The 18,356-nt window shown below is 71.3% G+C and carries 13 protein-coding genes; 6 read left to right on the top strand and 7 right to left on the bottom strand.

Annotated elements, in window-relative coordinates:
* Window positions 1-136: 136 nt before the first annotated feature.
* On the bottom strand, window positions 137-661 hold the full coding sequence (locus CF8_RS11765) for a DinB family protein (protein WP_010833342.1): 525 nt from the start codon (window positions 659-661) through the stop codon (window positions 137-139).
* A gap of 70 nt (window positions 662-731) precedes the next feature.
* Between CF8_RS11765 and CF8_RS11760 the strand changes: the two genes are divergently transcribed.
* Genes CF8_RS11760 through CF8_RS11740 form a run of 5 tightly spaced genes read left to right on the top strand, consistent with a single transcriptional unit; the run spans window position 732 to window position 8,393 of the window.
* A complete protein-coding gene (locus CF8_RS11760) occupies window positions 732-1,211 on the top strand; it encodes a GNAT family N-acetyltransferase (RefSeq protein WP_036490833.1) in 480 nt (159 codons plus the stop codon).
* Window positions 1,208-1,852, top strand: a complete 645-nt coding sequence (locus CF8_RS11755; RefSeq protein WP_010833340.1) for a class I SAM-dependent methyltransferase — start codon at window positions 1,208-1,210, stop codon at window positions 1,850-1,852. Before CF8_RS11760 ends, CF8_RS11755 begins: the two co-directional genes overlap by 4 nt.
* Window positions 1,853-1,890: 38 nt before the next feature.
* Window positions 1,891-3,039 carry an MFS transporter gene (locus tag CF8_RS11750; RefSeq protein ID WP_010833339.1) on the top strand — a complete coding sequence of 383 codons (1,149 nt, stop codon included), beginning with the start codon at window positions 1,891-1,893 and terminating at the stop codon, window positions 3,037-3,039.
* A 46-nt stretch (window positions 3,040-3,085) separates the two neighbouring features.
* Complete coding sequence (locus tag CF8_RS11745; RefSeq protein ID WP_010833338.1) at window positions 3,086-7,612, top strand: ATP-dependent helicase; 4,527 nt, start codon at window positions 3,086-3,088, stop codon at window positions 7,610-7,612.
* Window positions 7,605-8,393, top strand: a complete 789-nt coding sequence (locus tag CF8_RS11740; protein WP_010833337.1) for a DNA-formamidopyrimidine glycosylase family protein — start codon at window positions 7,605-7,607, stop codon at window positions 8,391-8,393. The genes CF8_RS11745 and CF8_RS11740 overlap by 8 nt, the downstream gene beginning before the upstream one ends.
* Before the next feature lie 88 nt (window positions 8,394-8,481).
* On the opposite strand, the gene CF8_RS11735 is transcribed toward CF8_RS11740, so the two are convergent.
* Both CF8_RS11735 and CF8_RS11730 read right to left on the bottom strand, forming a co-directional pair.
* Window positions 8,482-8,802: a helix-turn-helix domain-containing protein gene (locus CF8_RS11735; protein WP_010833336.1), complete on the bottom strand. Its 321-nt coding sequence runs from the start codon at window positions 8,800-8,802 to the stop codon at window positions 8,482-8,484.
* A gap of 44 nt (window positions 8,803-8,846) precedes the next feature.
* A complete protein-coding gene (locus CF8_RS11730) occupies window positions 8,847-9,335 on the bottom strand; it encodes a CinA family protein (RefSeq protein WP_036492976.1) in 489 nt (162 codons plus the stop codon).
* 28 nt (window positions 9,336-9,363) lie between these two features.
* Here CF8_RS11730 and CF8_RS11725 point away from each other — a divergent pair, with 28 nt between their 5' ends.
* Window positions 9,364-11,133: a glycoside hydrolase family 15 protein gene (locus CF8_RS11725; protein ID WP_010833334.1), complete on the top strand. Its 1,770-nt coding sequence runs from the start codon at window positions 9,364-9,366 to the stop codon at window positions 11,131-11,133.
* 48 nt (window positions 11,134-11,181) lie between these two features.
* Here the strand turns inward: CF8_RS11725 and CF8_RS11720 are convergent, their stop codons facing one another.
* From CF8_RS11720 to rimO, 4 genes are all read right to left on the bottom strand, one after another.
* Window positions 11,182-13,701, bottom strand: coding sequence for an ExeM/NucH family extracellular endonuclease (locus CF8_RS11720; RefSeq protein WP_010833333.1), 2,520 nt, complete (start codon window positions 13,699-13,701; stop codon window positions 11,182-11,184).
* A 175-nt stretch (window positions 13,702-13,876) separates the two neighbouring features.
* Entirely contained in the window at window positions 13,877-16,117 is a 2,241-nt protein-coding gene (locus CF8_RS11715) for a bifunctional metallophosphatase/5'-nucleotidase (protein ID WP_198016829.1), read from the bottom strand.
* A gap of 103 nt (window positions 16,118-16,220) precedes the next feature.
* Window positions 16,221-16,841, bottom strand: a complete 621-nt coding sequence (pgsA, locus tag CF8_RS11710; RefSeq protein WP_010833331.1) for a CDP-diacylglycerol--glycerol-3-phosphate 3-phosphatidyltransferase — start codon at window positions 16,839-16,841, stop codon at window positions 16,221-16,223.
* Window positions 16,838-18,355, bottom strand: a complete 1,518-nt coding sequence (gene rimO / locus CF8_RS11705; RefSeq protein WP_010833330.1) for a 30S ribosomal protein S12 methylthiotransferase RimO — start codon at window positions 18,353-18,355, stop codon at window positions 16,838-16,840. Before rimO ends, pgsA begins: the two co-directional genes overlap by 4 nt.
* Window position 18,356 lies beyond the last annotated feature (1 nt).

Here is an 18,356-nt window from a genome sequence, read left to right as displayed (position 1 = left end):
AGCACGCGCGCGCCTGCGCCGAGCTGTTGGGCGAAGGCCCCGATGTCGCGGCGGACCGAGTCGGGCATCGTGGCGCCGTTGCCGGCATAGGCCGCCGCGTCGAGGTGGTAGGCGGCGACCGTGTCGTCGGTGTGACTCATGCGCGCACGTCGTGGACGTGGTGGACCACGTCGTGCAAGTGGTAGAGCCCGAGCGTCTCGATCGTGAACGCGCTGCCGTTGGAGCGCACCCCGGTCCGACCGATGGTCTCGGGGGTCACGGTGGAGTAGAGGCCGGCGACGTGACCGGCGGCCTCGATCAGGTCGACGTCGACCTCGGCCGGGTCCTGCTCGTCGTACCTCGATGCGATCGCGGTCTCGTCCTGGTCCCAGTTGGCGAAGGTCGGCGCGTCCTGGGTCAGCATCAGCGTGACGCGCTCGCCGAAGATCCGGTGGACGTCGCGGACGTGGCAGGCGTACTCGAGCGGCGACCAGACGTCCGGCTGCGGGCGCTCGCGGACATCGGCGCGCCGCAGCACCGCGGAGAACGCCATCGCCGTGTCGTGGAGCAGGCCCGGCACCGCTGCCAGCGTCTGCGCCGCGGGGTCGAACCCGCACTCGTCGCACTGCTGCTCGAGGACCCAGGTCCAGTCCTTGGTGTCGGGCGCGATGGGCTCAGGCATGGCGCCATCCTCGCAGTCGGGCAAGGCGATCCGCGAACGGGTTCCTGCCACGGTGCGGCACGATGGCGCCATGCTGATCCGCCCCGCCGAAGCCGACGACCTGACCGCGATCACCGCCATCTACAACCACGAGGTGGACCAGGGCGTGGCGACCTTCGACACCGAGCACCGACCGGTCAGCGCGTGGGCGACCCACCTCGCCGACGGCGAGCCGCTCCTCGTCGCGGCCGACGACGCGGGCGTCCACGGCTACGCCAGCGCCTTCCCCTACCGCCCCAAGCTCGGCTACAGGTTCACCCGCGAGGCCTCGATCTACGTCACGCCGACAGGACAGGGCCAGGGCGTGGGGCGCCGGTTGTACGTCGACCTGCTGGCCGACCTCGAGAGCAGGGGCATGCACCTCGTGCTGGCCGCGGTGGCGCTGCCCAACCCCGCCAGCCTCGCGCTGCACACCGCCTGCGGGTTCGAGGAGGTCGGCACGATGCGCGAGGTCGGCCACAAGCACGACCGCTGGATCGATGTGACCTGGTTGCAGAAGAAGCTGTCGTGAGCGACGACTTCGCGCAGGTGCGGGCGACGTACGACACGGTCGCTGCCGACTACGCCGCGCGCTTCCCGGCCACCGAGCCCGAGGACGCGCTCGAGCTGGCCGTGATCGACCACTTCGTCACTCGCTTGGGCCCGCAGCCCACCGTGCTCGACGCCGGTTGCGGGACCGGCCGGATGAGCCGCTACCTCGCCGACCGGGGTTGCCGGACCGTCGGGCTCGACCTCTCCCCCGGCATGGTCGCGATGGCGCGGCGAGACCACCCGAACCTCTCGTTCAGCGTCGGTTCGATCGTGGGCCTGCCGTACGCCGATGGGTGCTTCGACGCCGCGATGTACTGGTACTCGGTGATCCACTCCCCCGACGAGCTCCTGCCCCGGATCGTCGCCGAGGCCGCGCGCGTCGTCCGCCCGGGAGGTCACGTGCTGATCGCCTTCCAGGTCGGGAGCGGGTCCCGCGACGTGGCGAACGGCTACCGCGCGCTCGGCCACGACGTGACGCTCACCCGGTTCCACCGGTCGCTGACGCAGATGGCCGACGCGCTCGAGGACGGCGGGTTCGGCGTCGTTGTCCGGCTGGAGCGCGGGCCCGGACCCGAGGAGAAGGACCCGCAGGGGTTCGTCGTCGCACGGGGCTCAGCGTAGGGACAACGTCAATCGAGATCTGTGGAAGTGTGCGTCGCGTGACCGCGACCCCCGACCGCCGCCTCGGGGTGCTGATGCTCGCCGCGGCCGCCGGGACCAACGTCCCGACACCGCTGCTGCTGGTCTACCGCGACGAGCTGGACATGACCGACCAGTCGCTGACGGCGATCTTCGGCGTCTATGCGCTGGGGCTGATGATCGCGCTGGCCGTCGCCGGCCAGGCGGCGGACCGCTGGGGGCGCCGGCGGGTGGTGCTGCCGGCCGCGCTCGGCTCCGGCCTCGCGTCGCTGTTCTTCATCCTGGCGCAGGACAGCGAGGGCCTGCTCTACCTCGCGCGCTTCCTGCAGGGCGCCGTCTCGGGCACCGTGTTCAGCGTCGGCAGCGCCTGGCTCGTGGAGTCGGCGGCGCGGCGGGGCAGCACGGCCGGGCCGCGGGTCGCCGCCGTCACGATGACCGGCGGCTTCGCGATCGGACCGGCGGTTGCCGGGGTCATCGGCGAGTGGGGCCCGTGGCCGCTGGTGCTCCCCTACCTGCTGCACGTCGCCGCGCTGGCGCTGGCCGTGTTCCTGGCGTGGACGGTCGAGGAGACCCTCAGCCGCACGCACGCGGAGCAGCACACCGTCCGGCCGGGCGCGTTCCGCGACGGCGAGCTGCGCACCTTCCTGCTGGTCATCGCACCGCTCGCCATCTGCGTCTACGCATTCCCGGCGAGCGCGGTCGGCGGGCTGCCGGTGCTGATCGGCTTCCCGGTCGCCCCGGTCGCGCTGACCGGCCTGCTCGCCGGCCTCACCCTGGGCGCGGGCGCCCTCGCGGCTCCGCTGCAAGGACGGTTGGGAGAGCGTACGGCGCCGATCGCCGCCCTCTGCGGTGTCATCGGGTTCGGCGGATCCGCGCTCGCGGCATCGGTCCCGTCGCTGCTCCTGCTGGCGGTCCCCGCCTCCGTCGTGCTCGGTGCAGGCGGCGGACTGGCACTGGCAGCCAGCCTCGCGCGCCTGCCCGCGGTGGCGTCCGACGGTCGGCTCGGCTCTGTGTCGTCCGCGCTGTATGCCGTCGCCTACATCGGCTTCGGCTTCCCCCTGCTGCTCGCCGCCCTGTCGGAGCAGGTGCCGACCGCCGCGCTGCTGGCCGGGCTGGCCGTCGTGTGCACCGGGCTGGCGGTCCAGCAGGCCGCGCACGCCCGTCGCTGAGCCCACTTCCCCGTCATTGTCGGTGCCGTAGGCCAGACTTGGGCCCATGTCCGCCCTCGACCACTTCAGCGCCCCGACGCGAACGTGGTTCGAGGCTGCCTTCGCGGCGCCGACGCCGGCCCAGGCAGGCGCCTGGGACGCGATCGCCCACGGCAAGCACGCACTGGTCGTCGCACCCACCGGCAGTGGCAAGACGCTCAGCGCGTTCCTCTTCGCGATCGACAAGCTCCTCACCGCGGGTCCGCCCGAGGAGAAGACCAAGCGCACCCGGGTGCTCTACATCAGCCCGCTCAAGGCTCTGGCCGTCGACGTCGAACGCAACCTCCGCGCGCCGCTGACCGGCATCCGGCATACGGCCGACCGGCTCCAGACACCGCTGCCCGAGGTGACGGTGGGCCTCCGGTCCGGTGACACGAGCCCGGCTGACCGGCGCCGGCTCTCGACCCGCCCGCCCGACATCTTGATCACGACCCCCGAGTCGCTGTTCCTGATCCTGACCAGCCAGGCGCGCGAGACGCTGCGTGGCATCGAGACGGTGATCATCGACGAGGTCCACGCCGTCGCCGGCACCAAGCGCGGCGCCCACCTCGCGCTCACCCTCGAGCGGCTCGACGCCCTGCTCGACCGGCCGGCCCAGCGCATCGGGCTCAGCGCCACCGTGCGCCCGCTCGAGGAGGTCGCCCGCTTCCTCGGCGGCACCGCCCCGGTCGAGATCGTCGCGCCGCCCTCGACCAAGGAGTGGGACCTCACGGTCGTCGTCCCGGTCGAGGACATGACGATGCCCGGTGAGTACGACGAGGAGTCGGGCGATCCCGGTCGCGCCACCAGCATCTGGCCACACGTCGAGGAGCACGTCGTCGACCTGATCGAGCAGCACCGCTCGACCATCGTCTTCGCCAACTCGCGGCGGCTGGCCGAACGCCTCACCGCGAGGCTCAACGAGATCGCCACGGACCGTGCCTCGGCGGCGGTCGAGGAGGGCGCCCAGCGCCCGTCACGAGACCCCGCGGACCAACCCGCCCAGATCATGGCCCAGTCCGGGGCGAGCTCGGGCGCCGAGACGATCATCGCCAAGGCCCATCACGGCTCGGTGTCCAAGGAGCAGCGCGGCATCATCGAGGACGATCTCAAGCGCGGACGGCTGCCGGCCGTGGTCGCCACGAGCAGCCTCGAGCTCGGCATCGACATGGGTGCGGTCGACCTCGTCATCCAGATCGAGTCGCCGCCGAGCGTGGCCAGTGCGTTGCAGCGGGTCGGCCGGGCCGGGCACCAGGTCGGCGAGGTCAGCCGCGGCGTCCTGTTCCCGAAGCACCGGGGCGACCTCGCGCAGACGGCTGTCTCGGTGCAGCGCATGCTCACGGGCACCATCGAGAAGCTCCGGGTGCCGACCAACCCGCTCGACGTGCTGGCGCAGCAGGTCGTGGCGGCGACCGCCATGGAGGACTGGTCGGTCGACGAGTTCTTCGACCTCACGCGGCGCGCTGCGTCGTACTCCAACCTCCCGCGCAGTGCCTTCGACGCCACCCTCGACCTCCTGAGCGGGCGCTACCCGAGCGAGGAGTTCGCCGAGCTGCGACCACGCATCGTGTGGGACCGCGTCAACGGCACGATCTCCGGGCGACCCGGCGCCCAGCGGCTCGCCGTCACCAGTGGCGGCACGATCCCCGACCGCGGGCTGTTCGGGGTCTTCCTCGTCGGCGAGAAGGCCAGCCGGGTCGGTGAGCTGGACGAGGAGATGGTCTACGAGTCCCGCGTCGGCGACGTCTTCGCCCTGGGCGCGACCAGCTGGCGGATCGAGGACATCACCCACGACCGGGTGCTCGTCACGCCCGCGCCCGGCATCCCCGGCCGGCTGCCGTTCTGGAAGGGGGACACCCTCGGCCGGCCCGCCGAGCTGGGCGCCGCCATCGGCGCCTTCACCCGTGGCCTGCTCACGCAGAGCCAGGACGCCGCCCGCGCCACCGTCGGCGCGGCCGGGCTCGACGCCTACGCCGCGGCCAACCTCGTCACCTACGCCAATGAGCAGCGCGAGGCGACCAACGTCGTGCCGAGCGACACCCAGATCGTGGTGGAGCGCTTCCGCGACGAGCTCGGCGACTGGCGACTCGTCGTCCACTCCCCCTACGGCACGCCCCTGCATGCTCCGTGGGCGCTGGCGATCAACGCGCGCCTGCGCGAGCGCTACGACATCGACGGCCAGGCGATGGCCTCCGACGACGGCATCGTCATCCGCATCCCCGACACCGACCAGGAGCCGCCGCTCGGCGACCTGATCGTCTTCGAGCCCGAGGAGATCGAGCAGCTCGTCACCCAGGAGGTCGGCGGCTCGGCGCTGTTCGCCAGCCGCTTCCGCGAGTGCGCCGCGCGCGCCCTGCTGCTCCCCCGTCGTGACCCCGGCCGTCGCAGCCCGCTGTGGCAGCAGCGCCAGCGCAGCGCCCAGCTGCTCGAGGTCGCCTCGAAGTACCCCAGCTTCCCGATTGTGCTCGAGGCGATCCGCGAGTGCCTGCAGGACGTCTACGACCTGCCGGCCCTCACCGCCCTGCTCGGCCGGATCCAGCGCCGCGAGGTCACCGTCGTCGACGTCGCCACCCAGACGCCGAGCCCCTATGCCCGCAGCCTGCTGTTCGGGTACGTCGCCCAGTTCGTCTACGAGGGCGACTCCCCGATCGCCGAGCGGCGAGCGGCTGCGCTCAGCCTCGACCAGGGGCTGCTGGCCGAGCTGCTCGGACGCGCGGAGCTGCGCGAGCTGCTCGACCCCGAGGTGCTCGCCGAGGTCGAGGCCGAGCTGCAGTGGCTGGCCCCCGACCGGCGCGCGCGCACCGCCGAGGCCGTCGCCGACCTGCTGCGCCTGCTCGGGCCGCTGACGATCGACGAGGTCGAGGCGCGGGTCACCGACGAGGGCGCCCCCGAGGTGCAGGCGTGGCTCACCGGCCTGGCCGAGGCCCGCCGGGTCGTCGCCGTACGCATCGCGAGCGAGGAGCGCTGGACCACGATCGAGGACATCGCGCGACTGCGCGACGGTCTCGGCGTCCCGGTGCCCGTGGGCACGCCCGAGGCCTTCACCGAGCCGACCGAGGACCCCATCGGCGACCTCGTCTCGCGCTACGCCCGCACCCACGGCCCCTTCACGACCGCCGACGTCGCAGGCCGGCTCGGGCTCGGCGAGGCCGTCGCGCGCCAGGCGCTGCAACGGCTGGCTGCCCGTGGGCGCCTGCTCGAGGGTGAGTTCCGACCGGCCGGCAGCGGCTCGGAGTGGTGCGACGCCGAGGTGCTGCGCAAGCTGCGCCGCCGGTCGCTGGCCAGGCTCCGCAAGGAGGTCGAGCCGGTCACCCCCGAGACCCTGGCCCGGTTCCTGCCCGCCTGGCAGCGGGTCGGCGGCAAGCTCCGCGGCGTCGACGGCGTGGTCGCGGCCATCGACCAGCTCGCGGGCTGCCCGGTGCCGGCGAGCGCGCTCGAGCCGCTGGTCCTGGCGAGCCGGGTCAACGGCTACGAGTCGAGCCTCCTCGACGAGCTCACCAGCAGCGGCGAGGTCATCTGGGCGGGCCACGCACCGCTGCCCGGCAGCGACGGCTGGGTGAGCCTGCACCTCGCCGACCAGGCCCACCTCACCCTCCCCGATCCCCAGTGGGGCGAGCTCGACGAGCTCCAGCAGTCCGTGCTCGAGGCGCTCGCGCCGGGTGGCGCCTGGTTCTTCCGCCAGCTCAGCGACCGGCTCGGCTCCACCAACGACACCGCCCTGTCGACCGCGCTGTGGGGCCTGGTGTGGGAGGGCATGGTCACCAACGACACGCTGACCCCGCTGCGGGCGCTGGTGCGCTCGGGCACCGCCAGCCACCGCACCCGGCGCGCTCCCCCGCGCGTCTCGCTCGGCTCGGGGCGCATGCCCTCCCGCACGGGCCCCCCGGAGACGGCCGGACGGTGGAGCGTGCTGCCCGCGCGCGACCCTGATGCCACCCGCCGTGCGCACGCCACTGCCGAGCACCTCCTCGAGCGGCACGGCGTGGTGACCCGTGGCGCGGTCATGCAGGAACGGATCGTCGGCGGCTTCGCGGGTGTCTACAAGGTGCTCTCCGCTTTCGAGGACACGGGCAGGTGTCGCCGGGGCTACTTCATCGAGGGTCTCGGCGCCGCCCAGTTCGGTGCGGCCGGCGCGATCGACCGGTTGCGCACCTTCTCCGAGCCCGACGAGTCCAAGCCCGTCACCGTCGCCCTCGCCGCGACCGACCCCGCCAACCCCTACGGCGCCGCTCTCCCGTGGCCGGCCAACACCGGCGACAACGGGCACCGGCCCGGCCGGAAGGCGGGCGCCCTGGTGGTCCTCGTCAACGGTGCCCTGACCCTCTATGTCGAGCGCGGCGGGCGCACGCTGCTGACGTGGAGCGACGACATCGACCGGCTCACGCTCGCGGCCGCCGCCCTCGCCGACGCGACCCGACGGCGCGCGCTCGGCAAGCTGACGGTGGAGAAGGCCGACGGCGCGGCCCTGCTCGGTGGCGGTGACACCCCGCTGCGACAGGCGCTGAACGCCGCCGGGTTCGTCTCCACCCCCAAGGGACTGAGGATGCGTGCCTGAGGGCGACACCGTCCTGCGGGCCGCCCGCCTGCTCGACCGCTCCCTGTCGGGCCGGGTGCTGACCCGCACCGACTTCCGCGTCCCGCAGCACGCGACCGCCGACCTGAGCGGCGCGAGCGTGACCGCGACGATCGCACGCGGCAAGCACCTCCTCACCCGCACCGACAGCGGCTTCACGCTGCACACCCACCTGAAGATGGAGGGCGCGTGGCGCGTCTACCGCCCCGGCGAGAGCTGGCAGCGACCGGCCAGCCAGGTCAGGGTCCTGCTCGAGGCAGGCGACGTCACCGCCGTCGGGTTCAGCCTCGGCATCGTGGAGCTCATCGAGACGACGGACGAGGACCAGGTCGTCGGCCACCTCGGCCCCGACCTCCTCGGCCCCGACTGGGACGAGGACGAGGCCCTGCGGCGTCTGCGTGCGGATCCCGACCGTGAGCTGATGGCGGCCCTGCTCGACCAGCGCAACCTCGCCGGGATCGGCAACATGTATGCAGCCGAGCTCTGCTTCACCAGCGGCGTCCACCCGAGCAGCCGCGTGGGCGACGTGCCCGACCTCGCGAGGCTGGTCAGGCGGGCGAAGCTGATGCTGGAGCAGAACGCCGAACGCGCGATCCAGTCCACGACCGGCAACCTGCGCCCCCGCGAGCGGATGTGGGTCTATCGGCGCGACCGGTCGCCGTGCCGGCGCTGTGGGACCCCGGTCCAGGTCGCGATGCGCGGGGAGCCCGGACGCGAACGTGCGGCCTACTGGTGCCCGACCTGCCAGCCCGCAGTCGGCTGACCGCTTCCCGCGTGCGGTCGGACTGCACGAGCGAGCACACGGAGGCGGCGCGCAAACGCGGAGCGGAGGAGCCGCGGGCGGGAACCCGTCAGGCGGCGGAGGCGACGACGTCGCCGGGCGCGGGGCGGGCCGTGCTGATCGGCGTCGCGTCGACACTGTGCAGGCCGAGCGCACGCTCCTCGATCGCCACTGCGTCGGAGACCTCGCGCAGCACGTCGGAGAGCGGCAGGTCCATGGCCATGCACAACGATGCGAGCAGCTCCGAGGACGCTTCCTTCTGGCCGCGCTCGATCTCGGAGATGTAGCCCAGGCTCACCCGCGCCTCGGCGGAGACTTCACGCAAGGTCATGCCGCGCTGCATCCGCTCGCTGCGGAGCACGTCGCCGAGAAGCCGACGAAAGAGCACCATGCGCTTGTCCTTCCGGAGGTGGGGTGGGACCTAGGTGGCCAACGCTACCCGAGGACCGAATCTTCCCTGCGGAGCATGCCATCGAGCACCGACAGCGCGCCGCGACAGCTCGCGGCCTGGACGGCCGCGCGGTCACCCTCCAGCGTCAGCAGCCGCGTCTCGACGCTGGCCGGTCCGGCGCAGGCGATCCACACGTGTCCGGGTGGGTGCCCCTCCTGCTGCCCGGGCCCCGCGACCCCGGTGGTGGCGAGGGCGTAGTCCGCCCCGAGCCGCTGCCTGGCCCCGACGGCCATGGCTGTCGCGCACTCGGCCGACACGGCGCCGTACTCCTCGACGGTCGCGGGACTGACGCCGAGCACCGAGACCTTGACGGCCGTCGCATAGGCCACGACACCGCCGACGAAGCACACCGACGCTCCCGGCACCGAAGTGAGCAGCGCCGCGAGCTGGCCGCCCGTCAGCGACTCCGCGGTCGCGAGGGTGGCTCCGCGGGCCGAGAGCGACGCAACGAGGGCCGGGGCGTCCGCAGTCATGTGGGAGACGATAGCTACGTTGATCAGCATGGCTCTCCCCATCGAGGACTACGCGCTCGTCGGCGACCGCGGCACGGCCGCCCTGATCGGCAAGGACGGGTCGATCGACTGGCTGTGCCTTCCGCGCTTCGACTCCCCCGCCTGCTTCGCGGCGCTGCTGGGCTCCCCGGACAACGGTCGCTGGCTGCTGGCCCCGGCTGACCTCGACGGCGTGACCACGAGCCGCACCTACGTCGGCAACAGCGCAATCCTGGAGACGACCTTCACGACCCCCACGGGGGTGCTGGTGCTGCGCGACGTGATGCCGGAAGGCGACGGGCGCGCCGACCTGGTCCGCACGATCCGCTGCACCGAGGGCACCGTGCGCGTGCGGCACGAGTGGGTCGTGCGCTTCGACTACGGCCGGGTCCGGCCCTGGGTGATGCGCCAGCACGTCGGCGGCCAGGAGGTCATCGTGGCCACCGCCGGTCCCGACAAGCTCATGCTGCGCGGTCCGCGCCTGCCGCACGCCAACGACGGTCGTCACGACGACGAGTTCGACGTGTCGGCCGGCGAGGTGATGACGTTCTCCACGACCTGGGTGCGCTCCTGGCGCGACCTGCCCGAGCCGCTGCCCTTCGACGACCGCATCGAGGCCACCCGCGCCGAGCACGAGCAGTGGGCCCTGCACTGCGTCGAGGACATCCCCCACGCCCAGCTCGTACGGCGCAGCCTGCTCACCCTGCGCCTGCTGACGCACGCAGAGACCGGCGGGATCGTGGCGGCGCCGACCACGAGCCTCCCCGAGGACTTCGGCGGCGAGCGCAACTGGGACTACCGCTTCTGCTGGCTCCGCGACGCGGCGCTCACCCTCGAGTCGCTGCTGGCGGCCGGCTACACCGATGAGGCCCGCGACTGGCGCGACTGGCTGCTGCGCGCGGTCGCCGGCGATCCGGAGGACCTCCAGATCATGTACACCGTCGACGGCGGTCGGCAGCTGCCCGAGCGAGGGCTCCCCCACCTGGCCGGCTACGAGGACTCGCTGCCGGTGCGCATCGGCAACGCCGCCGTCGACCAGCGCCAGACCGATGTACTCGGTGAGGTCATGATCGCCCTCGAGGACGCGCGCAACGCCGGCATCGCCGAGACGACGCAGAGCTGGGCGCTGCAACGCTCGCTCGTGGAGAACCTCGCCGAGCACTGGGACCAGCCGGACAACGGCCTGTGGGAGATCCGCGGCGACCTGCGGCACTTCACGCACTCCCGGGTGATGGTGTGGGTGGCCTTCGACCGCGCCGTCAAGGCAGTCGAGCAGCACGGGCTCGACGGTCCGGTCGAGCGGTGGCGCACGCTGCGCGACCAGGTCTGCGAGGAGATCCTGGAGAAGGGCTACGACGCGGAGCGCGGCACCTTCACCCAGCACTACGACACCCGCGAGCTCGACGCGAGCCTGCTCAACATCTCCCTGGTGGGCTTCCTGCCCGGGGACGACGAGCGGATGCTCGGCACGATCCGGGCGATCGAGGAAGACCTGATGCACCACGGCTTCCTGCGGCGCTACCGAACCCAGACCGGGGTCGACGGGCTGAGCGGCGGCGAGCACCCGTTCCTGGCGTGCTCCTTCTGGCTCGTCTCCGCCTACGCCCGGGCCGGGCGGCGCGAGGACGCCCACGCCCTGATGGACCGGCTCTGTGCGCTGGCCAACGACGTGGGCCTGCTCTCCGAGGAGTACGACGTCGATGGCGACCGGATGGCGGGCAACTTCCCGCAGGCCTTCAGCCACCTCACGCTCGTGCAAGCGGCCCTCGCCCTGCGGTGATCCGCAGGGAGAGGGCCGCCTCGAGGTCGGTGCCGGTCAGTCAGGCCGTCACTTCTGCGGGGTGCACCGCGACCGGCAGTCACGGTCGATGCCGCCCGCGGGGAGCCTGATCCCGACGACCTCCGGGTTGTGGTCGGAGGAGGCGAAGACGTCAGCGCGGTAGAGGTCCGTGCCGACGTAGTTGAACCGGCTGTACTGGTAGAACACCGACTCGTTGGCGTTGATCTCCCACAGGTCGACCCCGGTGACCATCTCCTGGGCCGCCGCGTTGGCGAAGACGTGGTCGAGCGATCCCGAGGTGCCGGCGAAGCTGTAGCTCTCCTCGTCCGGGTCGTCGGTCGACTTCAGCGACACGTAACCCGCGGCCTCGATCTCCTGGACCGGGTCCTCCTCGGAGTAGGCGTTGAAGTCACCGGTGAGGAACACCCGCTCGGTCCCCCGCTCCGCGGCGAAGGAATCGGCGAAGGCCACCAGCGCCCTGGCCTGCGCGATCCGGTCCGGGTTGGCGTTGCCCTGCCCGGTGCCGTCGTTGACACCTGACCCCTTCGACTTGAAGTGGTTGGCGATGACCGCGAACTTCTGACCGGTGGGCCCGCCCTTGCCCTTGAACATCTGGGCGACCGGCTCACGTGCGTTGTCGAAGGCGGGAACGTCGAGGATCGTGCTCTCGCCGACCGTCTCGATCGTGGAGGGGTCGTAGATGAACCCGTTGCGGATGACGTCCTCGGCGGCCGGGAGCACGGCCGGCGAAGGGGCGTAGGCCCAGCGGACGCGGCCGGCGTCGGCGTTGAGCGCGGCCACGAGCGCGGAGATGGCCTCGTCGCGGTCGCCACCGTCGACGGTGCGCGAGTTCTCGAGCTCCTCCAGGGAGACGATGTCGGCGTCCATGGTGTTGATGGCGCGCACGATCTTCGCCTGCTGGCGCTCGAAGTTGACCTGGTTCCACGCACCGCGCGGGCCGTTCGGGCCCGAGCAGCCCCGGGTGGCGATCGGGTTGCCGTCACGGTCGACGAACGGCGAGCACCCGGGCACGTCACCACCGAGGGTGGTGAAGTAGTTCAGCACGTTGAACGTGGCCAGCTGGACGTCGCCGCCGACCGGTGCGGGCGCCTGCGGACGGTCCTGCTCGAAGGTCACCAGGCCGGTCGGGACACCGACGACCTGACGCTGCGGCTGCAGCTTCCAGCCGAAGCGGAAGTCGAGGATGACCGGCTGCTCGAAGCTCACCTGCGCCCCGACGCGGACCGTGTGGTCGGCCGTCAGCCACGGCAGCGGCTGGTCCTGGGCGGAAGCGGTGTTGCTGGTGTTCCAGTAGTTCGCGGAGGAACCGTCGTCGAGCACGACCCGGTGAGCATCGTTGTACGCCGTACGCGCCGCGATGCCCGCCGTGTCCTGCGCGTCGACGACCTCGGTCGGGGTGACCAGCGGGATCGTCGAGCCCGCAGCGATGCCGATCTCGCCGAAGAAGCTGCTCGAGGAGACGCCGAAGTCGTAGGCGTCGGTCACCGTCATCGGGGCCGTCGGTGCGAAGGCCTCGCCCTCGAGCTCCTCGCGCTGGGCGTCCAACGCGGCCGTGCCCGGGCAACCCGTGCCCGGCAGCTCGCACGCCGAGCCGGGGAGCTCAGGGTTGGGCACGACCGAAGGCAGGGCCGCGATCTCGGCGATCTTCGTCGCGTCGATCTCGGTGAGGCCGTTGAACTCCTTGACCGTGCCCTCGACGTCGACCGAGTCGCCGACCGTGATGCCGGTGTCGAAGCCGGGCTCGTAGACGAAGAGGCCGTCGGAGGCGCCAGGCGTCGTGTCGGCGCCGCCGGTCTGGATGTAGAAGCCGTTGAACCCACCCGTCGGGAAGGCAGCGGTGACGACACCGGTGGTGGAGACGAGCTGGTTGACGACCGGGCTGGACGCTCCGGTGCCCTGGATCTCGGCGATGGTCAGGTCCGTGAGGACAGGGTCCGGCGGATCGACCGGCGGGGTTCCTCCTCCGGAGCTCTGCGGTGCCGGGGCGGCGGCCGTGAAGTCAGCGGCGTTGTTGTCGGTGTCCGTCCGCTCAGCGTTGCGGGTCGCCGCGGTCGTGTTGCTCAGCGCCGGCGCGGCCGCACCCTCGCGCAGGGTGGCGGTGCCGTAGCCGACGAGGTCGAGCGTGGTGCCGTTGTTCTTGAGCGCGACGGAGCCGTTCGAGCCGCTCATGGCCAGCGACCCCGACGCATCCGGAGCCGGCAGCGCGGTGGTGCCGCCGGCGCCCATCGCCTCCTGGACCAGGTAGTGGCCGTTGGCCGGGACCGAGCCGGTGAGAGGGGTGCTGCCGCCGGATCCGCCCGAGGCGGAGAAGTACTCCACCGTGTGGCCGGTCAGCGAGATCGGTGCGGAGGTGGGGTTGTAGAGCTCGATGAAGTCGTGGGTGTAGGTGGCGCCGGAGTTCCCGCCACCGCCGTACACCTCAGAGATGACCAGAGCGGTGCCGCCGGGGTTGGCGGTGGCAGTGACGGGAGTGGCGACGAGGCTCGTGGCAGCGACCGCGAGGCCGACCAACCCGAGTGCCTGTCGCAGAACAGGACGAGGGGACATGAGATCTCCGAGGGACAGGTGGTGCGATGAGTGGTGGTGGACCCCGAGCGTCCGGGTGCACCAGAGCAGGTGCGGGGCAACCGCAGGTGAACGCCGCACCGACGTGCGGGGCACCGCGCGGGACGAAACACTCCGGGGCGGGCCGAGCGAACCCGGCCCGCCCCGGAGGCGGCGATCAGCGCTTGATGCGCAGCGTCGTTGTCTTGCGGACGCCCTGGAAGCTCTCGTTGGCCTTGAACTGCACGACCATGCGGTACTTCCCGGGTCGCGAGAACGTGCGCAGCTTGAGCTTCGCCACGCCGTTCTTGACCTTGGCGGTGTACTTGCGAGCGGCCACGCGGACGACCACGCGGCCCTTGACGGGCATGGCGACGTCGGACGTGAGCTTGATCTTGACCCGAGCCCTGGTCTTCTTCGACTTGATGAGCTTCGCCTTCGGGAACACCTTGGCGACGAGCGTCGGCTTGCCCTGCGTGACCGGGCGCTCGATGGTCGTCTTCGAGCCCTGCGCGACGAGGCGGAGCGCCTTGCCACCCCGAACCGTGAAGACTGCCCGGGCCTGGCCGTTGGTGACCGGGACCGAGGCGAAGGTCGCCGTGGAGCTGTCGCGGTTGATCTTCACCAGGTCGAGCTTGGTGTTGGGTGCGATGCCCAGCGAGTTGATGTTCAGCTTGTCGAAGACGATCGTCGCCTTCTCCCCCGACCGGTAGGTGCTCTTCAGGCCGGTCGCGAAGATCTGGCGCTTGATCGCGGACGGCGACTTGGTGGCGCCGTCCTTGAAGTAGCCGTCGATCCACAGGTCACGGTCGATGGCGCCGGTGTCGGCCGACTTGCCCTCGGTGAACGCGGTGAAGTTGTCGCCGCCCTGGGCCAGGAAGCTGAACGTGGAGACGGTGTAGGTCTTCTTGGGGTCCACCTGCGCGCCGTCGATCGTCAGCGACACGACGCGGTCACCGACCGGGCGGGACGGGTCGAGGATCGTCTGCACGTTCTTGGAGACACCGAGGTGCAGGAACGTACGGCTGGCGGACGCCGGCTGCCACTGCTGCTCGAGGATCTTCTTCAGGGTCGCGCCGGTGACGTCGACATAGCTGATGTTGTTGACGAAGGGCAGGACCGAGTTGGCCTCCTCGAAGGTCACCACACCGTCGAGGTTCTCGGGGCTGGTGGTGAGGTCGCCCTTGAAGAGCAGGTCGGCGCGCAGTCCGCCGGGGTTGGTGATGCCGATGACCGGTGTCTTGCCCGCGGCCGCGATCTTCACCTCACGCAGGGCGTCGGCGACCAGGTTGCCGATCGTGGACTCGCTGCCGCGGTCCTCCTGGACACCGGGGGCGACGAGGTCCTCGTCGGCCCGGGTGATGTCGGCGGAGATCGTGCCGACCTTGCGGTCGCCGATGACGTTGGAGGCGGCCAGCGCGGCATCGACGATCGACTTGACGGCCGCGACGCGCGGCAGGGTGTTGTCGGCCGTGGTCACGCGGTTCAGGACAGCCGCACCGAGCACGCTCACCGTGTTGGCGTCGGTGTCGATGGTCATGTCGAGCTTGCCGATGGAGTCGCCGTAGTTGCCGGACTGCAGGACCGGGCGCCCGGTGCTGTAGGCGTACTTCTGGTGCGTGTGCCCGTTGTAGATCACGTCGACCGCGGGGACGGTGTCCTGGGTGATGTGACGGAAGACAGCACTCTCGGCCTCCTGCTGCGCCTGCGTGGCGACGGCGTCGGGCTTGGGCGCGCCCTCGTGGTAGGTCGCGATGGTGGCGTCACAGTCGACGCCCGCCGACTGCAGCCGGGCGACCTCCTTGTTGACCGCGGCGACCGGGTCGGAGAAGGTCAGTCCGGCCACGCCGCCGGGGCTGACCAGGGTCGGGGTCTCCTGCGTGACCGCGCCGATGACGCAGACGTTGGCGCCGTTGAGCGTCAGCTGGGTCGAGGCGGGCAGCACGGGGTTGCCGTTGGCGTCGACCACGTTGGCCCCGAGGTGGGGGAAGGCGGCCTTCGGGTAGGCCGTGCCGTCGGGTGCGGTCGCGCCTCCGTCGACGACGTGTGACTTGAACCAGGCGAAGCCCTTGTCGAACTCGTGGTTGCCGACGGCCGAGGCTCCGACCTCGAGCGCGTTCAGCACGTCGATGGTGGGCTTGTCGTCGTTGTAGGCCGAGGCGAACAGCGAGGCTCCGATGTTGTCACCTGCCGAGAGCAGCAACGTGTTGGCGTCGCGGTTCTGCTCGATGGTGGTGGCCCACTTGGTCGTGTTGGAGTCGATGCGACCGTGGAAGTCGTTGAAGTTGAGGACGCGCACCGCAACGACTGCGGCGTTGGCCGGAGCTGCGGTGACGGCGACAACTGCAAGGGGTGCAGCGAGGACGCCGGTTGCGGTAGCAGCGGCGACGAGGCGGCGGCCCAGACGTGATGTTGACACGAGGTACCTTTCGATCGGACAGGTGATTTGCGACACCCTAACCCGCCCTGGGGCGGGGCTTGTCCGTTCTCGGGCGACTCGTCAGACGGTCCTGTGAGAGGCGTCAGGCAGTCGGCGTACGACGCTGCTGCCACACCGCGCGGAAGAACTCGTAGCCCGACCACAGCGTCATGATCACGGCGCCGGCGAGAAACACCTGGCTGAGGTAGAACAGCGCCTCACCGAAGCCGCCCCACGCGTCGAAGGCGCCGCCGTGGGCGTCACCGTGCGGCAGCGGGAGCATCAGCCCGGACAGCGCGATCGCCTGGAAGGTCGTCTTGATCTTGCCGCTCATGGCGGCCGGGATGACGACCTGCTTGAGCACCGAGAGGCGCAGCAGCGTCACGCTCCACTCGCGGATCAGCACGACGATCGTCACCCACCACCAGATGTCGCCGACGATCGAGAGCCCGATGAAGGCCATGCCGGTGATGGCCTTGTCGGCGATCGGGTCGGCGATCTTGCCGAAGTCGGTGATCAGGTTGTGCTTGCGGGCGAGATCGCCGTCGATCTTGTCGGTGATCATCGCGACGACGAAGATCCCGAAGGCGATCCAGCGCCACATGGTGGAGTCGCCGCCGTCGTGGAGCAGCGCCCACGCCAGCACCGGCACCAGCACGATGCGCAACGTCGTCAGGACGTTGGCGATGTTGAAGTTGGAGACCTGGTTCTCGGTGGTGGTCATGAGTGGTCTCCGTCGTTGTCGAGGGGTACGGCGATGAGGTCGACACCATCGGTGGCGATCACCTCCGCGGTGACGAGGTCGCCGACCCGGGCCTGCGAGCCGTCGAGGGTGGTGGTGCCGTCGACCTCGGGGCCCTGGTGCTCGGCCCTACCCTCAACTCTGCCTTCGACCCCATCAGAACCAACGGACTCCACCAGGACGCTGACGGTCTCGCCGATCCGCTCCTCGGCGCGCTGCGCGTTGAGCTCCTCGACGAGGGCGGTGACGTGCTCGGTGCGGGCCCGCACCTCGTCGTCGTCCAGCTTGCCGTCGTAGGTGGCGGCCTCGGTGCCGTCCTCGTCGGAGTAGCCGAAGACGCCGGTGACGTCCATGCGTGCGGCCTCGAGGAAGTCACACAACGTCTGCAGGTCGTCCTCGGTCTCGCCGGGGAACCCGACGATGACGTTGGACCGCACACCGGCCAGCGGGCTGAGCTTGCGGATGCGGGCGAGCAGGTCGAGGAAGCTCTCCGGGTCGCCGAAGCGGCGCATCCGGCGCAGCACCGTCGCGCTGGCGTGCTGGAAGGACAGGTCGAAGTAGGGCACGACGCCCGGGGTGTCGGCGATCGCCTCGATCAGGCCGGGGCGGGTCTCGGCGGGCTGGAGGTAGGACACGCGCACGCGCGCGATGCCCTCGATCGCGGCGAGCTCGGGGAGCATCGTCTCGAGCAGGCGCAGGTCACCGAGGTCCTTGCCGTAGGACGTGGAGTTCTCGCTGACGAGGAAGAGCTCCTTGATGTCCTGGGTCGCGAGCCACTGGGCTTCCTGGAGGACGTCGCTCGGGCGACGGCTCACGAACGAGCCGCGGAAGCTGGGGATCGCGCAGAACGAGCAGCGGCGGTCGCAGCCGCTGGCCAGCTTGAGCGGGGCCATCGGGCCGGCGTCGAGCCTGCGGCGTACGACCCGGGGGCCGGTCGCCGGCGCACCCTGGCCGATCTCGGCCGTGTCGGCCCGGAGGTTGTCGGCGTGGCCGGGCATCGAGATCGCCGAGGCGTCGCGGTCGACCGGCGAGATCGGCAGCAGGCGACGGCGGTCGGACGGCGTGTGGGGGTGGTGGACCTCGCCCGCCACGATGGAGCGCAGCTTGGCGGCGATGTCGGGGTAGTCGTCGAAGCCGAGGATCGCGTCGGCCTCGGGCAGCGACTCCGCGAGGTCCTTGCCGTAGCGCTCGGCCAGGCACCCGACGGCCACCACCGCCTGCGTCTTGCCGGTCTCCTTGAGGTCGGCCGCGGCGAGCAGCGTGTCGACCGAGTCCTTCTTGGCGGCCTCCACGAAGCCACACGTGTTGACCAGGACGGTGTCGGCGTCCTCCGGCTCGTCGACGAGCACGAAGCCGCCGGCCTCGAGGCGGCCCGCGAGCTCCTCGGAGTCGACCTCGTTGCGGGCGCAGCCGAGGGTCACCACGGCCACGCTCATCGGGGTCTCGGCAGCAGCCGGGTTCGTGAGCCGGCCGGGGGCAGCAGAAGTAGTCGTCATC

The sequence above is a fragment of the Nocardioides sp. CF8 genome (genome assembly GCF_000389985.1).
Classification (GTDB): Bacteria; Actinomycetota; Actinomycetes; order Propionibacteriales; family Nocardioidaceae; genus Nocardioides; species Nocardioides allogilvus.
The sequence above is the reverse complement of the archived record's forward strand: the minus strand, read 5'-3'. Positions and strand labels throughout refer to the sequence as shown.